At 35.2% G+C, this 16275-nt stretch carries 12 protein-coding genes; 7 read left to right on the forward strand and 5 right to left on the reverse strand.

The genetic code is table 11. From position 1 onward, the window contains the following. Positions 1–45: 45 nt before the first annotated feature. The 5 genes from mnmE to rpmH form a co-directional block, all read right to left on the reverse strand. Positions 46–1443 (reverse strand): tRNA uridine-5-carboxymethylaminomethyl(34) synthesis GTPase MnmE, encoded by a 1398-nt coding sequence (gene mnmE / locus WR164_RS00365; RefSeq protein ID WP_286136860.1) that lies wholly within the window; start codon positions 1441–1443, stop codon positions 46–48. 159 nt (positions 1444–1602) lie between these two features. After that, a complete protein-coding gene (gene jag / locus WR164_RS00370) occupies positions 1603–2382 on the reverse strand; it encodes an RNA-binding cell elongation regulator Jag/EloR (RefSeq protein ID WP_286135556.1) in 780 nt (259 codons plus the stop codon). 129 nt (positions 2383–2511) lie between these two features. Then, positions 2512–3351 carry a YidC/Oxa1 family membrane protein insertase gene (locus tag WR164_RS00375; RefSeq protein WP_373876887.1) on the reverse strand — a complete coding sequence of 280 codons (840 nt, stop codon included), beginning with the start codon at positions 3349–3351 and terminating at the stop codon, positions 2512–2514. 26 nt (positions 3352–3377) lie between these two features. Continuing rightward, a complete protein-coding gene (gene rnpA / locus WR164_RS00380; RefSeq protein ID WP_286135557.1) occupies positions 3378–3713 on the reverse strand; it encodes a ribonuclease P protein component in 336 nt (111 codons plus the stop codon). A 191-nt stretch (positions 3714–3904) separates the two neighbouring features. After that, complete coding sequence (gene rpmH, locus WR164_RS00385; RefSeq protein WP_286136862.1) at positions 3905–4039, reverse strand: 50S ribosomal protein L34; 135 nt, start codon at positions 4037–4039, stop codon at positions 3905–3907. Between the two features lie 492 nt (positions 4040–4531). Here rpmH and dnaA point away from each other — a divergent pair, with 492 nt between their 5' ends. The 7 genes from dnaA (at position 4532) to WR164_RS00420 (ending at position 16082) form a co-directional block, all read left to right on the forward strand. Beyond that, complete coding sequence (gene dnaA / locus WR164_RS00390) at positions 4532–5863, forward strand: chromosomal replication initiator protein DnaA (RefSeq protein WP_286135559.1); 1332 nt, start codon at positions 4532–4534, stop codon at positions 5861–5863. Between the two features lie 230 nt (positions 5864–6093). After that, positions 6094–7227 carry a DNA polymerase III subunit beta gene (dnaN, locus tag WR164_RS00395; protein ID WP_286135560.1) on the forward strand — a complete coding sequence of 378 codons (1134 nt, stop codon included), beginning with the start codon at positions 6094–6096 and terminating at the stop codon, positions 7225–7227. A 208-nt stretch (positions 7228–7435) separates the two neighbouring features. Further along, positions 7436–7663 (forward strand): S4 domain-containing protein YaaA, encoded by a 228-nt coding sequence (gene yaaA / locus WR164_RS00400; protein ID WP_286136863.1) that lies wholly within the window; start codon positions 7436–7438, stop codon positions 7661–7663. Positions 7664–7679: 16 nt separating this feature from the next. Then, positions 7680–8795 (forward strand): DNA replication/repair protein RecF, encoded by a 1116-nt coding sequence (gene recF, locus WR164_RS00405; RefSeq protein ID WP_286135561.1) that lies wholly within the window; start codon positions 7680–7682, stop codon positions 8793–8795. A 26-nt stretch (positions 8796–8821) separates the two neighbouring features. Further along, positions 8822–10762, forward strand: a complete 1941-nt coding sequence (gene gyrB / locus WR164_RS00410; protein ID WP_286135562.1) for a DNA topoisomerase (ATP-hydrolyzing) subunit B — start codon at positions 8822–8824, stop codon at positions 10760–10762. Between the two features lie 42 nt (positions 10763–10804). Then, entirely contained in the window at positions 10805–13309 is a 2505-nt protein-coding gene (gyrA, locus tag WR164_RS00415; protein ID WP_373876888.1) for a DNA gyrase subunit A, read from the forward strand. 91 nt (positions 13310–13400) lie between these two features. After that, positions 13401–16082, forward strand: coding sequence for a glycoside hydrolase family 70 protein (locus WR164_RS00420; RefSeq protein ID WP_286135565.1), 2682 nt, complete (start codon positions 13401–13403; stop codon positions 16080–16082). Positions 16083–16275 lie beyond the last annotated feature (193 nt).

A 16275-nucleotide genomic window follows, 5' to 3' on the forward strand; every position in this document is an offset into this window, starting at 1 on the left:
TTCCTCCAATAATGTTTCACGTGAAACAATTTGATATGTTTCAGATTATTTTCCTAAACAGAATTGACTAAATAATTGGTCTAGTAGTTCCCCAGTGTAGGTATCACCAGTGATTTCACCAAGGTATTTCCAGCAACGTTTCATATCGATTTGAACCAAATCAACGGGCATCCCTTCGTGAATTCCCTTCATAACATCATCTAAAGCATCACTAGCTTTGTGTAACAAACTAACGTGACGAGCATTTGTAACCATAACGTTATTCTGGGTACTTTCTATTCCTTGATCAAAGAATAGGTTAGCAATTTTATTCTCTAATTTTTCCGTTCCATTCGACTTAATGGCAGCGGTTGTAATTAAGTCCTTTTCACCAACTAATTGCTTAATTTTATCAACATCAACTTTAATTGGTAAATCGGTCTTGTTTAAAATTACAATTCGTTTGGAATGATCAGTTAATTTGATCAACTTCATATCTTCATCGGTCAATGGTTCACTGGCATTCAAGACCAATAGGACTAAATCGGAACTTTTAATCGATTTCTTAGAACGGTCAACACCCATTTTTTCAATCTGGTTCTTAGCATCGCGAATTCCAGCGGTATCAATTAATTTCAGCGGAACACCACGAACGTTAACGTATTCTTCTAAAACGTCACGGGTAGTCCCTGGAATATTAGTAACAATCGCTTTATCTTCATGCAACAAGTTATTTAGCAAACTTGATTTTCCAACATTTGGTCTTCCCACAATTGAAGTTGCTAAACCATTTCTCAAAATTTTCCCTTGTTTAGCAGTCTTCAATAGTTGTTGGATACTGGCCTTAACTTCTCTAGCTTTACTTAAAAGCATTTTAGTCGTCATCGTTTCAGCATCATCGTATTCAGGATAATCAATGTTCACTTCAACGTTAGCCAATACTTTCAGGATTTGATGCCTTAAATTTTTAATTAAATGGGATAAATTTCCATCCAATTGGTTTAAGGCGGCCTTCATTGATTGGTCAGTCTTGGCTTCAATCAAATCCATGACGGCTTCTGATTGTGATAAATCAATCCGGCCGTTTAGAAAGGCGCGTTCGGTGAATTCACCGGGGTGTGCCATGCGAGCGCCATTACTTAAGACGATTTGTAAGATCCGGTTGGTAATCACTAAACCGCCATGACAGTTAATTTCAACAACGTCTTCACGCGTGTAAGTTTTAGGAGCCCGCATAATTGAAACCATCACTTCATCGACTTCACTATTATGATCTTTAGGATCAATGATATGGCCATAGTTAATGGTATCAGAAGCAACCTTATCAAGATTTTTACCACGGTAAATCTTCTTAATCACTTTGAATGCATATTCACCACTAATTCGGACAATTGAAATGCCACCTTCACCAGGTGGGGTTGAAATGGCAGCAATCGTATCAAATTGAGTTGTTTCCAATTCGATTCTTCCTTTCGTATAAAATTCTCATGGTATTAAAAAAAGCGCAATACCACGTAAACGTTCTACGTAATAAAGCACTTTCACTACTTTATCATATTAAATTAGACACTGATATTTTATATCATAGAAGTATTCATACTATTTGTCAATAAATGGATTTAATTATTTAGCAGGAGCCACAACGACGGCACGATGGGGTTCTCTGCCTGCAGAATATGTCTCCACATGGTCACTATGAGCTAACGTGGCATGGATTTTCTTTCTTTCAAATGATGGCATCGGATCAAGATAGACTGGTTTCCCATCAGCCACTACCTTCCTTGCAGTTCTTTGAGCGAGTCCTTCTAAGACTTCCATTCTCCGTTCGCGGTAATTAGCAGTATCCAATTCCACATAATAGTGATGGATGCCATATCGGTTCAAATAAATTTGGGATAATTCTTGTAACGCATTGATTGTTAGGCCATGGCGGCCAATTAATAAACCTTCCTTATCTGTTTCAAAATCCAGTTTAATGTGCTTACTATTTTGAGCGTCAATATTCACACTGGCATTGATACCTAGTTGTTCAACAATGCTCTCCAAATAGTCAATTAAATTGTTAACAACTGTTTTTTTATCCAATTTTTGGTAATTTGAATGTTCGTTCTGATGATGATTCGATTTATTTTGCTGATTTGATTCTTCACGATTATTTTTTTCAGTATGTTCCGGTTTAACGTTTTCTTGAGATTGATGAACAGTCTTTGATGATTCATTATTTTCGGGATTTGATTCCGGTTTTTTAGCAACTTCAACTTTAGCGTAGCGTCTGCCAATGCCAAAGAAACCGTGACGATTAACTTGAATGATATTGATTTCAGCTTCGGATTGTTTGATTTCTAAGCTTTTTAATCCCTTTTGAATTGCGTCATCAACTGTTTTTCCAGTAAAGGTTGTCATTTATAAACATTCCTCCATTTAGTATCACAATAACTATGATAGCACATCATACGGTTGATAAACGAAAAAAATAAGCCTTGGATGTTATTTTTTTAATTAATCCAAGACTTATTTCTTTAATTTAATGATTTAACGACGTTTTTTACGACTTCGCTTGGCTTTTCTCATTTCTTTTTGAATTGTCCGTTCATGATTTCGCTTAGCTTTTTCTTTGGCTTCTCGTTCATGTTTAATCTTCCAAGGATTTTGAATAATCAATGTTTGACCAGCTTGGAAAATGTTAGTAACAACCCAGTACAAAACAATCGCAGCTGAGAACCGAAGTGCCATGATGAAAATAATAATTGGCATTCCAATCGTCATCATACTAGTCATTCCGTTTGATTCAGGTTGCGATTTCATTGCTAACCATGAACTAAAGAAGGTAAAGACTGCGGCAAGAACTGGCAAGATGAAGTATGGATCCTTATCACCTAATTGGAACCAAAGAAAATGTCCAGTTCTCAAAATATGGGTTCGCCAAATGGCTTGATATAAAGCCCAAATAATTGGCAATTGAACTAACAATGGCAAGCATCCGGCAACTGGATTAACACCAGCTTCAGAATAAAGCTTTTGTTGTTCAACACGTAATTTTTGCATTGTTTCGGTATCTTTAGAAGAATACTTTTTCTGCAATGCTTTCAACTTTGGTTGCAATTCCTGGGTCTTTCTCATGCTTTTAGTTTGATACATCATTAATGGGAAAATAATAATCCTAATGATGATGGTAAAGATGACAATTCCCATTCCATAACTATTACCAAACAGCTTAGAGAGCCAGATAATTGCCCTAGAAAAGTTTAAAACAATTAATCCATCCCAGATTCCAGTACTGTGGTTAGTAATCGGCTGATTACTACAAGCACTTAGAAATAATACCAAACTGAGAATGGAGGTTAGAGTTAGTAGCCTTTTTAATTTTCTCACGATTCTTTTTCCTCGCTATTCTTATTTTAAAGTAATTTAGCTAGTTTTAAGACATGGATCATATTCTTTTTTGCATCTTTCATTGACATGCCATCAGCTCTTGGACGAGCAATTACTAGAAAATCAACATCCTGCTTTAATTGTGGTTTTAGTTCTAATAAAGATTGTCTAATTCGACGCTTAACCCAATTTCTATGCACAGCATTACCAATTTTTTTACCCACAGAAATCCCAACCCGAAAATGCGGTTGGTCAGGTTTATTTAATGTATAAACAATAAAATACCGATTGGCAACGGAATTATGTTGATCAAAAACCTTTTGAAAGTCTGCTTCCTTTTTAACGCGGTAAGATTTTCGCATAATACATCTCCAAATTAAAGGTGCCATATATTGGCATAATAATAATGGGTCTAAAGAATTAAATTCTTTTTTATCTCCAATTATAAATTAAATCTAATTTTCAATCGGGGTCGTCTAAATCCCTTATTTTAAAATTCATCAATAACATAAAAAAGACCACTGAAAATTGAATAACAGTGATCCATATGCATTTATACAGTTAAGCTCTTACGTCCTTTTTTACGACGGTTAGCTAATACCTTACGGCCACCTCTAGTTCGCATTCTTTTGCGGAAGCCAAATACACGTGCACGATGACGTTTCTTAGGTTGATAAGTTCTCTTCATAGCCATAGTAACAACCTCCTTCTGTTTATTTTATATTCATATTCAGTTTCAAACGAATTACTTTAATATCTTAACATAAAACATTTTGTTTTTAAACATGACTTATCCACAAAATCGAGTGTTTTAAAAATGTTTCATAAAAATTTATTCAAAATTTTATGAAGTTATCCACATACTTATCCACAAAATTTTGGTTATCAACAGGGGTGTGGATAACTCATTTTTGATTCCTGTGGATAAGTCAATTTAGATTGTTATATCAAGCTTACAAGAAGCTAGTTATCCACAGATATATGTGGAAAACTCAATATTTTATAAAAGTTATCCACTATATCCACAGGGTGTTGATAACTTTATCCACTGCTTGTGAAACATCGTCTTTTTATCCCCATATCCTGTGGAAAACTTTTTTTATTCATGCTAAAATTTAAAAGTTATCTAACAGAATACGAATTAATTGATTTTAAAATTTCATCAGGAGGACATATTAAAATGGATCAAAATTCTTTATGGAACCAAATTAAAGAAGAATTTAAAAATAATGTCTCCCAAACTACATATTCAACATGGATCAAGCCCGTTAAACCAGTTAGTTACAGCCAAAATCGATTAACGTTGGAACTCCCCTCCCCTCTTCATCGAGACTATTGGAAGGCAAAATTAGCTGATCAATTAGTTGAATACGCATACGGAATTACACAGAAAGATATCAATCCTGACTTTGTTTTAAAAGAGGAAATAAAGCCGAAACAGGAAACATTAGAATTATCTAGTCAAAAGCATCAACAAAAAAATCATCGAAAAAATCATTTAAACCCTGATTATACATTTGATAAATTCGTCATCGGCCGTGGTAATCAGATGGCACATGCCGCCGCATTAGTTGTTTCAGAAGATCCTGGAAAAATGTATAATCCACTTTTCTTTTATGGTGGCGTTGGATTAGGGAAAACCCATTTAATGCAAGCCGTCGGAAATAAAATTTTAAAAGATAAACCCAAGGCACGCGTTAAATACGTTACAAGTGAAACTTTCACTAATGATTTTATCAATGCAATCCAGACTAACCATACTGAAAAATTTAGAAAAGAATATCGAAATGTCGATGTGTTACTTGTTGATGATATTCAATTCTTCTCTAATAAGGGTGGCACCCAAGAAGAATTTTTCCATACTTTTAATGATTTATATGAAAATGGCAAGCAGATTGTATTAACTTCAGATCGTCTGCCAAATGAAGTTCCTAAACTTCAAGACCGGCTGGTTTCAAGATTTGCATGGGGATTATCCGTTGATATCACTGCACCGGATTTAGAAACTAGAATTGCTATTCTCCGTTCTAAAGCCAAGTATGATAATATCCAGATTCCAGAAGACACACTAACTTTCATTGCGGGTCAAATCGACTCAAATGTTAGAGAATTAGAAGGTGCACTAGCTAAAGTCCAGGCATTCGCTGATTTGAAAAAAACCAATATTAATACCCACATTGCTGCAGAAGCCGTCAAGGGATTAGATGATACCGATGACGCTAAAAAAATAACAATCGATAAAATTTTATCAATTGTTGCTTCGTACTTTAATGTAGGGATCGAAGATATGAAAGGCAAAAAAAGGTACAAAGCAATCGTTACCCCAAGGCAGGTTGCAATGTACTTATCGCGGGAATTAACGGATGTTTCCCTCCCTAAGATTGGGTATAAATTTGGTGGTCGTGATCATACGACCGTTATTCACGGTTATGAAAAAATAAAGAAAGCAATTCGAACGAATGCTGAAATCAAAAATGATATTGCTGATTTAAAAAACGAACTTCAAAAATAATCGGTAAAAAAATGGTATAATTTAAGTATTATGGAAATTTAAATTATAAATGATAAAAAAGTTATCCACATTTTATCCACAGGGTTATCCACAAGATATCCACAGGGTTATCCACAGGAGATGTTGTTGTTATATCAACGGATCAGGCTATTTTTGACCAGTTATCCACAGCACCTACTACTATTACTATTATTTATATATAATAAATGAATGAAAAAGGAGTCAGTCAAATGAAATTCTCAATTAAAAGAACTGCTTTTGTTAATTCATTAAATATTGTTTCAAGAGCGATTTCTTCTAAAACAACAATTCCAATTTTAACTGGATTAAAAATCGTTGCTACTAAGGACGGATTAATTTTAACTGGTAGCAATGCCGATATTTCAATCGAAACAAGAATTAAAGCATCTAATGCTGATAATAAACTAGCAATTGCTAGCACTGGTTCAATTGTCCTACCAGCTAGATTCTTTAGTAGTATTGTTAAAAAATTACCACAAGATACAATGACCTTAGATGTTACCGATAATTTTCAAACTAGAATCACTTCTGGTTCCTCTTCATTTGATATCAATGGTTTGGATCCAACTAATTATCCACACCTACCAGAAATTGATTCTGATGATTCAATTACACTATCTGGTGATATCTTCAAAGAAATCATTCAACAAACTGTCATTGCTGTATCTGATCAGGAAAGTCGTCCAATTTTAAATGGAGTTCACTTTGTATTATCAGACAATCAACTAGTGGCCGTTGCAACCGATAGTCATCGCCTAAGTCAACGCAAAGTCAAGATTGATGATAGTGATAAATCATTCGATTTTATTATTCCTGGTGATAGTTTAGTTGAATTATCAAGAATGATTAAAGAACATCAAGACATTCAAATGCGAATTTCTGAAAACCAGGTTTTGTTCACACTTGATGAAACATCATTCTATTCTAGATTGTTAGAAGGTAATTACCCTGATACTTCTAGATTAATTCCAACAACATCATCAACCACCCTTCAATTTGAAGCTCCGGTACTATTATCTGCAATTGAACGTGCTTCTTTACTTTCACATGAATCAAGAAATAACGTTGTTAAATTCACACTGAAACCATCCCAAAAAATTGCTACTATTTCTGGGAACTCCCCTGATGTTGGTAAAGTTGAAGAAAACTTACAACCAGATTCAATGGATGGCGAAGATTTAACAATTTCATATAATCCAGATTATATGAAAGATGCTTTGAGATCATTTGGTAAAACAATGATTAATATCTCATTCACATCACCATTAAGACCATTTACATTGGTTCCAACTGAAGAAAAAGAAAATTTTGTTCAATTAATTACTCCGGTTCGAACATTTTAATTAATCAAACATTAAAAAGAATTGGCATAAATTATGCCAATTCTTTTATTTTTTAAAAAAATAGTGAAAATGATTATTTAATATAATCTTAATGTAATTTATTAAAAATCACTTAAACCCCCTAAAAAGTATCAAAATTTCTCAAATATGTACTTTTAACGTTAAAAAGAGTATAATATAAATAGAAAAGAAAAGGTGGGATTCCATGATTAAGAAAGCAATTCCTATTCATACCCCTTACGTGACCTTAGGCCAATTACTAAAAATGGTTTCTGCAATCGGTACTGGCGGGGAAGCTAAATGGTATTTGAAACAACGGAATGTTTCGGTTAATAGTGAAATTGAACGTCGTCGTGGTAGAAAGCTTTATCCGGGCGATAATATTGAAGTTCCAGACATGGGATTGTTTTTCATTCGTTCAGACAAAGTTTATTAATCTTAAATGATAATTCATGAAATTAAAAAATTTAGAATTACGGCATTTTAGAAACTATGAAAAAATTAACGTTAATTTTTCGGATGGAATTAATGTTTTAATTGGAAACAATGCTCAGGGAAAGACTAATCTATTAGAAGCAATTTACGTTCTGGCACTCGCAAGAAGTCATAGAACTAGAAATAATCGCGATTTAATTAACTGGAAGTATGAGAATGCCCAAATGAAGGGCAGAGTTAGTAAAGCATATGCTGATACTGATTTAGAATTAGATTTGGACCGAAGTGGTAAACGGGCTAAAGTTAATCACATTGAACAAGCCAAACTATCTTCATACGTAGGTCAGTTGAACGTGATTCTTTTTTCGCCTGAAGACCTTTCAATCGTTAAGGGTTCCCCAAGTGTAAGACGTAAATTTATGGATATGGAATTTGGTCAGATTAGTGGTCAATACCTTTATAATCTCTCTCACTATCAGAGAATTTTGGAACAACGGAATCGGTATCTTAAACAATTATATTATCGTAAAGCACACGACCGCTTGTTTTTAGATGTTCTTTCTGATCAGTTGTCTGCTTTTGGAGCTGAAATTATTCACCAAAGAATTCAGCTTTTAGCCGGTTTAGAAAAATCAGCTAGACAAATTCATTGGGATATTTCGCTTCATAAAGAGAAATTAAAATTTAGATATGTAACTGCTCTTAAAGATAAGGATTTAACTTCAACTAATCATATTTATGAATGTTTAAGGGCTTTATATAAAAAAAATCGGAATCGTGAAATTAAGCAACGAACTACTATTTTGGGTCCCCATCGTGATGATATTCATTTTATTGTGAACGGCAAAAACGTTCAGACATTTGGATCACAAGGTCAGCAGCGAACAACAACGTTATCGGTAAAATTAGCTGAAATTGATTTAATGAAATCAGAAACGAACGAGGCGCCAATTTTACTACTTGATGATGTTTTATCCGAATTGGATGGCAATAGACAGACCCATTTGTTAAAGGCAATTCAAGACAAGGTTCAAACTTTCTTGACGACAACGAGTTTAAGTGGAATTACCAAGAAATTAATTGATAATCCAAAGGTGTTTAAAATTTCAAATGGCAAAATCACAATCGATTGATTGGATTGATTTGAAGGAGGAATATAATGACTGACAAGCAAAAAGCTCAAGAAAAGAAAGCCAGTGAATATAACGCTAGTCAGATTCAAGTTTTAGAAGGACTTGAAGCCGTTAGAAAGCGTCCTGGAATGTATATTGGGTCAACAAGTGCTCAAGGTCTTCACCATTTAGTATGGGAAATTATTGATAACGGAATTGATGAAGCATTAGCTGGATTCGCTAATCAAATCGATGTCACCGTTGAAAAAGATAATAGTGTGACCGTCATTGATAATGGACGTGGAATTCCAGTTGATATTCAAAAGAAAACTGGGAAACCAGCATTAGAAACCGTCTTCACCATCTTGCATGCCGGTGGTAAATTCGGCGGTGGCGGATATAAAGTATCCGGTGGACTTCATGGTGTCGGTGCATCAGTAGTTAACGCCCTTTCATCTAATTTAGACGTTACCGTTACCCGTGGTGGTAAAGTCTATTACATGGACTTTGAACGTGGCCATGTTAAGACTCACATGAAGGTAATTGGTAAGGCACCTGAAACTCAGCATGGCACTAAGGTTCACTTTTCACCGGATCCAGATATCTTTACTGAAACCACCGTTTTTAGTGATAAAGTTTTAATTCATCGAATTAGAGAACTTGCATTCTTGAACAAGGGTCTAAGAATTACCTTTAAGGATAATCGACCCGAAAAACCAACAACCCAAAACTTCAAGTATGATGGTGGGATTAAACATTACGTTGAATATCTTGACCGTGATAAAAAGGATATCTTAGATGCTCCAATATATGTTGAAGGTCGAGAAAATGGAATTAACGTCGAAGTTGCATTGGAATATACCGATGATTACACCTCAACGCTAATGACATTTACTAATAATATCCATACGGTAGAAGGTGGAACCCATGAAGAGGGATTTAAACGTGCCCTAACCCGTGTCATTAATGATTACGCTACCAATAAGAAACTATTAAAAGATGGCGAGAAATTATCTGGTAACGATGTTAGAGAAGGCATTACCGCCGTTGTTAGCATTAAGCATCCGGATCCTCAATTTGAAGGTCAAACTAAGACAAAATTAGGAAATTCTGATGCTAGAACTGCTACTGACCATGTCTTTAGTACGGAATTGAAACGATTCTTAATGGAAAATCCAAAGGCTGGTAAGAAAATTGTTGATAAGGGCTCATTAGCTTCTAAGGCTAGAAGTGCTGCCAGACGTGCTAGAGAAATCACACGTCGCAAGAGTGGTTTAGAAATTACTAATTTACCTGGTAAATTAGCTAATAACACTAGTAAAGATCCTAATATTTCTGAATTGTTCATCGTCGAAGGTGATTCAGCCGGTGGTTCTGCTAAACAAGGCCGTTCACGTTTAACCCAAGCAATTTTACCAATTCGTGGTAAGATTTTGAACGTTGAAAAAGCAAGTATGAATAGAATTTTAGCCAATGATGAAATTCGTTCATTATTTACTGCCATGGGAACTGGTTTTGGATCCGACTTTGATATTAGTAAGGTTCATTACCATAAATTAATTTTGATGACCGATGCCGATGTTGATGGTTATCATATTCAGACACTATTATTAACGTTGGTTTATAACTACATGCGTCCATTACTTGATGCTGGATATGTATACATCGCACAGCCACCGTTATACCGTCTTCGTCAAGGTAAAATGACTAAATACATTGGAACTGATGATGAATTACATGAAATGTTAAATGATATTCCAGCATCCCCGAAACCAAATATTCAACGATATAAGGGACTTGGTGAAATGGACCCTAGTCAATTATGGGAGACAACCATGAATCCTGATAACCGTCGTTTATTAAGGGTAACTGAAAAAGGTGCTGAAAATGCTTCCGAAGTCTTTCAAATGTTAATGGGTAACAAGGTTGCTCCAAGACGTGAATTCATTAAAGACAATGCAACTTTCGTTCAAAACTTGGATGTTTAAGTTCATTGTTTCACGTGAAACATTTTGAATTAGAATTTATGAATGGAGGAAAATTACTTGGCAAATGAAGATATTTCAAATCATCGAATCACCAATGTTGACCTATCCAAAAGAATGCGGTCTTCATTCTTAGACTATGCGATGAGTGTTATCGTTGCACGTGCATTGCCAGATGTTCGTGATGGCTTAAAGCCTGTTCATCGTCGGATTTTATATGATATGCATGAATTAGGTGTTACTCCTGAAAAACCATATAAAAAATCAGCTAGAATCGTTGGGGACGTTCTAGGTAAATACCATCCCCATGGTGATAGTGCCGTTTATCAATCCATGGTAAGAATGGCTCAACCATTTAGTTACCGTTACATGTTAGTTGATGGACACGGTAACTTTGGTTCTGTCGATGGTGATGGTGCCGCCGCAATGCGTTATACAGAAGCCCGTTTAAGTAAGATTTCTGTTGAAATGTTGCGTGATATCAACAAAGATACCGTTGACTTTCAAGACAATTATGATGGGACTGAAAGAGAGCCCCAAGTTTTGCCAGCTCGTTTTCCAAACCTATTGGTTAACGGTGCATCTGGAATTGCCGTTGGAATGGCAACCAATATTCCACCACATAATTTAAGCGAAACTATTAATGCACTTCACGTTTTAATGGACAATCCTGATGCTTCAGTGACCGATTTGATGCAAGTTTTACCTGGGCCTGACTTCCCTACTGGTGGAATTGTCATGGGTAAATCTGGAATTAAAAAAGCCTATTCAACTGGTAAGGGAACGATTGTCCTTCGTGCTAAAACTGACATTGTGAAACATAAAAATGGTCGCCAGCAAATTATTGCAACTGAATTACCATACATGGTCAATAAGGCTAAATTAGTTGAACATATCGCTCAATTAGTTCGTGAGAAACGAATTGATGGAATTACCGATATCCATGATGACTCTGATCGAGAAGGATTAAGAGTTACCATTGATGTTAGACGTGATGCCAGTGCTGAAGTGGTTTTAAATAATCTTTATAAGAACACTTTAATGCAGACAACGTTTAGCTTTAACATGTTAGCAATCGTTAAGGGCCGACCGGAAGTATTGAGTTTGAAACAAATTTTGACTTACTACTTAGAACATCAGGTTGACGTTGTCAGAAGAAGAACTCAATACGATTTAACGAAGGCTCAAAACCGTGATCATATTCTTCAAGGTATCTTGGTGGCATTAGATCACATTGATGAAATTGTTCATATCATCAGATCATCTAAGACTGGTGCGGTCGCTAAAGAAACGTTAATTAACCGTTACCCATTGGATGCAAAACAAGCTCAAGCTATTTTAGACATGCGTTTAGTAAGATTGACCGGCCTAGAACGAGGCAAGGTTGAAGATGAACATAAGAAATTAATCGATCGGATTGCTTACTTAAAGGGCATCCTAGCAAGCCGTGATAAAATTAATAATTTAATTTATCAAGAATTATTGAAAGTTAAGAAGCGTTATGGTGACAAGCGTCGAACTAAGTTAATGGTTGGCGAAGCATTAAGCATCGAAGACGAAGACTTAATTGCTCCACAAGATGTCATTGTGACATTAACCCATAACGGTTACGTTAAACGTTTACCAGTTTCTGAATTTAAGACCCAAAACCGTGGTGGCCGCGGTGTTAAAGGAATGAATATTCATAATGATGATTTTATTGAACATTTAATTTCAACTAACACCCATGACACGTTACTATTCTTTACCAATCAAGGTAAGGTTTATAAGATGCGCGGTTATGAAATTCCAGAATACGGTAGAACCGCCAAGGGAATTCCAATTATTAATCTCTTGAAGATTTCTGGCGATGAGAAGATTCAAACTGTAATCAAAATCTCAGAAGATGCTGATGATAGTGATAAATACTTCTTCTTTACAACCGTTGATGGAACGGTTAAGCGAACACCAGTTAATGACTTTAAGAATATTCGAAGCAGTGGTTTGAAAGCCATTCATCTAAGGGATAAGGATGAATTAATTGGCGTATCCGTTGTTAACGAAAAACAGAATGTCATTGTTGGAACCCACTTTGGTTATGCCGTTACATTCAACGTGTCGGATGCACGTTCAATGGGCCGTGGTGCCACTGGAGTTCGTGGAATTAAATTAAGAAAAGATGATTATGTCGTTGGCTCTGCTATCATGCAACATGATCAAGATGTTCTTGTCATTACTGAAAAAGGTTATGGTAAGCGCACTCCCGTTGATGAATACATTATCAAGGGTCGTGGCGGTAAAGGAAGTAAGACTGCTAAAATTAGTAAAAAGAGCGGTCCCCTTGCTGGTTTAACAACCGTTAGTGGGAATGAAGATATCATGTTAACCACTAATAAGGGTGTTATGATCAGAATTGGTGTTAAAGATGTTTCTAAAACCAACCGTGTTACCCTTGGGGTTCATTTAATCCGAATGAACAATAATTCCATTGTTTCATCAGTTGCTAAAATTGATAATGATGACAATGATGGTAAGGATAAGGATCATCATGATTCTAATGACGCTAAATAAAAATTAAAAGTAGTAAAAAGCAGTTTATTAATTCAATTAATAAGCTGCTTCTTTACTATGCGTATAAATAATAAAATGAAGGCAAATTATTATGAATAATAAATATAAATTATATCGTTCTAGTAAAAAAATCGGCCTCATCATGCTAGTAGCTGCATCGTTTGGACTTGAAAATCTTGCGTTCAACCAATTGAATCATCCCATCAATGCTTCTGCTCGATCTAGCCGAAAATATCGAACCAAGTTTCATAAAAAACAAACTAGAAGGAACGTTAAACAGTCAACTAATAGTATTTTTACGACTAATAATCATCCATACCGATATAATAATAAATATATTACAAATGTGAATGGTTATCTAACGGCTAATACGTGGTATCGACCTAAAAAAATTCTGCAAAATGGCGAAAATTGGCGTCAATCTAAATCCAAAGATTTTCGGCCATTATTAATGGTTTGGTGGCCTAGCCAAAAAGTTAAAGCCAATTACGTTAACTACTTTAATCATTTACTTAGTGGCAAGCAAACTTATTATAATGAAAAGACATCTGATGCAACTTTAAATAAAGCATCCGAACAAATTCAAAGTAAAATTGAAAAAAGAATTTCTAATCGCAACGGCAGCATTAAGTGGCTACAAAATACTTTGAATCGATTTATTAATGAACAACCGATTTGGAACATTAAAAGTGAACATCCAGTCTATGCTTGGGGAACCCTTCAAGGTGGCATGTTTAAATACATTAACAGCAGTCGGACCCCATGGGCTAATTCCAAATATCGATACATCGGCAGGATTTTCATTTATCAGCGAAAAAATAATACCAAAAATTATGAACTTTTGCTGGGAAATGATGTTGATAATTCTAATCCAACTGTTCAGGCGGAAGATTTAAATAATGTTCATTACCTATTAAACATTAGTTCAATTCTTCATCAGGGTGCTAGTGGAAATTTCGATGGTGGCCGAGAAGATGCTACCGGTAGTTTAGATTACGATGTCACTCAATTAGTTGAACACTACTTTAAAGATCATTATAAGATGAACAATGATAAATCTGCTGATGCCCATTTGAATATGTTAGAAGATGGAGCTAAAACATCGCGGATTTCAGTAGTGAAAGATCATGACATGGCATTGACCCATGATATGTACAATAGTAATGATTTGCTTCGTGTCTTCACATTAGCTCCTGATAAAAGATTACCTTTGAAACAGACGTTTATGGGTGATTGGCTCGACCGTTCCAGTGATTATACTGAAAATAAACAAATTCCTAACTATTCATATGTTAACGTTCATGATGGGGTTCAAAGTAATGTTGGTAACATCATTTCTGATGTTTTTCATGAACATCCCGATTTGCCAACTCCTGGTGCTTTAAAGAAAGCCATTCAAATTTATGATCAGGATGAATATAATACTGATAAGAAGTATGCTTCATATAATTTGCCATCTGCTTACTCTATCCTGTTAACCAATAAAGATGTGGTTCCAAGAGTTTACTATGGTGATTTATTCATGGATGGTGAACAGTACATGGCTCAAAAATCACCCTATTATGATGCTATTACGAGTTTATTAAAAGCCCGGATGAAGTATGTATCCGGTGGCCAACAGATGCGGATACAATCTGATCATTTATTAACTTCGGTTCGTTTTGGTAAGGATAATTTAAAACCAACTGATAAAAGTAGTCATGGTCGGTTATCAGGAATTGCAACCGTTACCTCAACTGATCCGAATTTAAACCTTGGCAATAATAAGGTTACGATTAATATGGGAGCCGATCATGCTGATCAAGAATACCGTCCGCTTCTGATGACAACTAAGAATGGCCTAAATGTCTATCATAATGACAGTGATGCCAAGAATATGACTGTTAAAACTAATCACCAGGGCCAATTAATTTTAAATCATGATCAAGTCTTTGGTGCAAAGAATCCACAGGTTTCTGGTTATTTATCAACCTGGGTTCCAGTTGGTGCACCATCTAACCAAGATGTTCGCACTAAACCATCAACAAAGCGTCATCACGATGGCAACTTATATCATTCCAATGCCGCTTTGGATTCACACGTTGCCTACGAAGGCTTTTCATCATTGCAACCCGATGCTTCATCTAATGGTGAACGAACCGACGTGATGATTGCCAAGAATGCTAATTTATTCAAACCACTTGGGATTACTGATTTTGAATTTCCTGCTCATTACATGCCAGTTAAAAATGATCAGACATTTGTTGATGGAACTGAACATAATGGATATGCGTTTTCTGACCGCTATAATTTAGGGATGAATGGTCAAGCAACTAAGTATGGAACGGTCAATCAATTGATTAATGCTAATAAGGCACTTCATGCTCAAGGCATTCATACCTTAGGTGATTATGTATTAAACCAGATTTATGACCTCCCTAAATCTGAACTAACATCGGTCAGACGAGTAGATGGTTATGGACATTATGATCGAAAGAATCATGTTTATAATAAGTTATACTATTCCAAGACAATTAGTAGTGGTCATGACTATCAAGCTAAGTATGGTGGTGCTTTTCTAAATCAACTTAGAAAACAGTATCCAGATTTGTTTCACATGAAACAAATTTCTACTGGTCAGCCGATTGATGCAAAACACCATATTAAACAGTGGTCAGCTAAGTACTTTAACGGAACTAACATTCAAGGTCGTGGGATGGATTATATTTTACAAGGTAATCATTCTAAATACTATCGTGTTGGCTCTAATCAGTACTTACCAAAGGGTTTTTAGCAAAATGTTTCATGTGAAACATTTGATTTAAAACGAGTTATCCACAGGCAGCTGTGGATAACTCACAAGATATAGTGGATAAACTATTATTATCTAAAAACAAATACAAAATATAGAATCTCAAATTATAAAAAGTCACATTTTGTGACTTTTTATTTTTAGCCTTTTTGACCTTTTTGATGACTAAAAAAGA

Source organism: Philodulcilactobacillus myokonensis (assembly GCF_027923585.1).
GTDB classification, from domain to species: Bacteria; Bacillota; Bacilli; order Lactobacillales; family Lactobacillaceae; genus Philodulcilactobacillus; species Philodulcilactobacillus myokonensis.

Coding starts and splice junctions, on each gene's coding strand:
- gyrA (WP_373876888.1), top strand. CDS start 10,805: ATGGAGGAAAATTACTTGGCAAATGAAGATATTTCAAATCATCGAATC.
- jag (WP_286135556.1), bottom strand. CDS start 2,382: ATGACAACCTTTACTGGAAAAACAGTTGATGACGCAATTCAAAAGGGA.
- rpmH (WP_286136862.1), bottom strand. CDS start 4,039: ATGAAGAGAACTTATCAACCTAAGAAACGTCATCGTGCACGTGTATTT.
- recF (WP_286135561.1), top strand. CDS start 7,680: ATGAAATTAAAAAATTTAGAATTACGGCATTTTAGAAACTATGAAAAA.
- dnaA (WP_286135559.1), top strand. CDS start 4,532: ATGGATCAAAATTCTTTATGGAACCAAATTAAAGAAGAATTTAAAAAT.
- rnpA (WP_286135557.1), bottom strand. CDS start 3,713: ATGCGAAAATCTTACCGCGTTAAAAAGGAAGCAGACTTTCAAAAGGTT.
- gyrB (WP_286135562.1), top strand. CDS start 8,822: ATGACTGACAAGCAAAAAGCTCAAGAAAAGAAAGCCAGTGAATATAAC.
- WR164_RS00420 (WP_286135565.1), top strand. CDS start 13,401: ATGAATAATAAATATAAATTATATCGTTCTAGTAAAAAAATCGGCCTC.
- dnaN (WP_286135560.1), top strand. CDS start 6,094: ATGAAATTCTCAATTAAAAGAACTGCTTTTGTTAATTCATTAAATATT.